The 366-nt window shown below is 46.7% G+C and carries 1 protein-coding gene; it reads left to right on the top strand.

Annotation, left to right across the window (positions count from 1 at the left end; translation table 11 throughout):
- Positions 1 to 366 (top strand): cation:dicarboxylate symporter family transporter (locus AB4496_RS28690; protein WP_372133488.1); only part of this gene is annotated, 366 nt, incomplete at both ends.

Raw genomic sequence — 366 nt, 5'->3', positions numbered from 1 at the left:
GTGTTGGTTTCTTTTGTTGGTGTCAACCCGAAAGAGTACTTCCAAAAGATCTGGCCAGTACTGACGTTCGCTTTCACGTCTCGTAGCTCTGCAGCAACTATTCCCCTGAACGTTGAAGCTCAAATCACTAAGTTAAACGTACCACCAGCGATTGCTAACCTGTCTGCGTCTTTCGGTGCAACAATTGGTCAAAATGGTTGTGCGGGTATTTACCCTGCAATGCTTGCAGTTATGGTTGCGCCTACGGTTGGTATCGACCCAATGGACATTAACTTCATTCTGTCTCTGATTGCTATTATCACAGTGAGCTCATTTGGTATTGCCGGCGTTGGTGGCGGTGCAACTTTCGCTGCACTTATCGTACTA

Source organism: Vibrio sp. 10N.222.46.A1 (assembly GCF_041473595.1).
Taxonomy (GTDB): Bacteria; Pseudomonadota; Gammaproteobacteria; order Enterobacterales; family Vibrionaceae; genus Vibrio; species Vibrio tasmaniensis_A.
The sequence above is the reverse complement of the archived record's forward strand: the minus strand, read 5'-3'. Positions and strand labels throughout refer to the sequence as shown.